Raw genomic sequence first — 2,143 nt, forward strand, 5'->3', positions numbered from 1 at the left:
GCCGAAGTCGCAGCCGCTGCACGATCCGGACAACGACTGAGGGGCACCGATGATCGACGTCCTCGTCGCCGACGACGAGCAGCCGGCCCTCGACGAGCTCGTGCATCTGCTGCGCGCCGACGAGCGCATCGGCGACATCCTGACCGCCATGACCGGTGCCGACGCGCTGCGGCAGCTGTCCGCTCGGGCGGTGCGGATCGCGTTCCTCGACATCCACATGCCCGGAGCGCTGGGCACCGAGCTCGCGCGCGCTCTGTCCGCCTTGTCGGCACCCCCGGCCGTCGTGTTCGTGACAGCCGACGACGCCAGAGCGGTGGAGGCGTTCGAGCTGCGCGCCGTCGACTACCTCCTCAAGCCGGTGAGGGTCGAACGACTGCGCCGCGCGGTCGACCGTGCGCTCGAGATCGGCATCGCGGGCGACTCGGCCGATCATGAGATGGTGCCTGTCACGCTGGGATCCAGTGTGCGCTTCGTGCGCCGCGGCGACATCCGCTGGGTGCAGGCCCAGGGCGACTACTCCCGCCTGCACACGGATGAGGGCGGGCACCTGGTGCGGATCCCGATCTCCGAGCTCGAGTCGCAGTGGGCGGATGCCGGGTTCCTCCGCATCCATCGCTCCTCCCTGGTCCGCACGACGGCCGTGACCGAGGCGCGGCTGTCGGGTGCCGAGCCCTCGGTGCGGATCGGGAGCACGGTCCTCCCGGTGAGCAGGCGTCTGGTGCCCGCGGTCCGCGAGGCCCTGCTCCGCGGTGAGGCATCGCCGTGACCGGGATCCCGCCGCGCGTGCGGGTCACGGCCGACGTCCCTCCGCGCCGCGCGCCCACCGTCACGCGCGGCATCGCCCTCCCCGGAGCGCCGATCGACGAGGCGGATGCCGTGTACGCCCGGGCCCTGCGGCGCAGCCAGTTCCGTCTGGCGCTGGGCACGGTCGCCGGCTTCGTGCTGGTCGTCCTCGCGATGACGCTCGCCATCGCGCTCATCCCCGAGATCGACGACGTCGTCCTGTGGGGGCTGCCCCTGTCGTGGCTGCTGCAGGCCTACGCGTTCTATCCCGTCATCCTCGTGTTCGCCGTGCTCTACCTGCGCACGGCCGTCCGGAACGAACGCCGCTACCGCGCGCTCGTCGATCGCGGATGAACGCCGTCCTCGATCTCGTCGGGGTGGCGCTCGTGGTCGTGGCGACTCTGCTCATCGGCGTCTACGGCCTGCGGATCTCTCGGACGACGGGGGACTTCTTCGTCGCGTCCCGCACGGTCCGCCCGGTCGGGAACGCCTCCGCGATCAGCGGCGAGTACCTCTCGGCCGGCACGTTCCTCGGACTGTCCGGGCTCGTGCTGCTCGACGGCGCGCGCGGGTTCTGGTTCCCGATCGGCTACGCCGCCGGTTACCTGCTGGTGCTGGCCTTCGTGGCGGCGCCGCTGCGGCGGAGCGGGGCGTACACGATCCCGGACTTCATCGAGGCGCGGCTCGAGTCGACGTCCGCGCGCCGGGTGACCAGCGCCGCGGTGCTCGTGATCGGGTGGCTGTACATCGTGCCGCAGCTGCACGGCGCCGGAATCACGCTGGTCGTCGTCGCCGGTCTGCCCGAGTGGGTCGGCGCCGTCACGGTGGCGGTGCTCGTCGCCGTGTCGGTCGCAGCCGGCGGCATGCGCGCCATCACCTACGTGCAGGCGTTCCAGTACTGGCTCAAGCTCACGGCCCTGCTGATCCCGGTCGTGTGCCTCGCCTTCGCGATCGGCGGCGGACCGTACGACTTCGACCCGGCGCTCGTGTTCCCGGCGGAGGCCGGCCCGTCGGGGTTCGACGCGTACGAGACGGCATCCCTGCTCCTGGCGCTGCTGCTGGGCACCACCGGCCTCCCGCACGTGCTCGTCCGCTTCTACACGAGCCCGACCGGAGCATCCGCGCGCCGCACGACCGTGATCGTGATCGCGATGGTCAGCGCCTTCTACGCCGTGTCGAGCACCATGGGATTGCTCGCCCGCATCGCGGCGCCCGACCTCGCGCAGCCGGGGCTGGCCGACACGGTGGTGCTGCAGCTGCCGTCGAGGGTGTTCCCCGGCATCTTCGGCGAGCTGCTCACCGCGCTGATCGTCGCCGGCGCCTTCGCCGCGTTCCTCGCGACCTCGGCAGGGCTCGTGGT

At 71.9% G+C, this 2,143-nt stretch carries 3 protein-coding genes; all 3 read left to right on the plus strand.

Annotated elements, in window-relative coordinates; translation table 11 throughout:
• The first annotated feature begins 49 nt into the window (after nt 1–49).
• Nucleotides 50–766 carry a LytTR family DNA-binding domain-containing protein gene (locus RIF89_RS14400; protein WP_309069762.1) on the plus strand — a complete coding sequence of 239 codons (717 nt, stop codon included), beginning with the start codon at nt 50–52 and terminating at the stop codon, nt 764–766.
• Nucleotides 763–1,137 carry a heavy metal transporter gene (locus RIF89_RS14405; protein ID WP_309069763.1) on the plus strand — a complete coding sequence of 125 codons (375 nt, stop codon included), beginning with the start codon at nt 763–765 and terminating at the stop codon, nt 1,135–1,137. Before RIF89_RS14400 ends, RIF89_RS14405 begins: the two co-directional genes overlap by 4 nt.
• The coding region (locus RIF89_RS14410; protein ID WP_309069764.1) for a cation acetate symporter at nt 1,134–2,143 on the plus strand (1,010 nt) is incomplete at its 3' end. The genes RIF89_RS14405 and RIF89_RS14410, both read left to right, overlap by 4 nt.

The organism is Microbacterium sp., assembly GCF_031178525.1.
In the GTDB taxonomy this organism is placed as follows: Bacteria; Actinomycetota; Actinomycetes; order Actinomycetales; family Microbacteriaceae; genus Microbacterium.

What these genes read in the sequence shown, in the direction of transcription:
- RIF89_RS14400 (WP_309069762.1), top strand. Translation starts at nt 50, where the DNA reads ATGATCGACGTCCTCGTCGCCGACGACGAGCAGCCGGCCCTCGACGAG.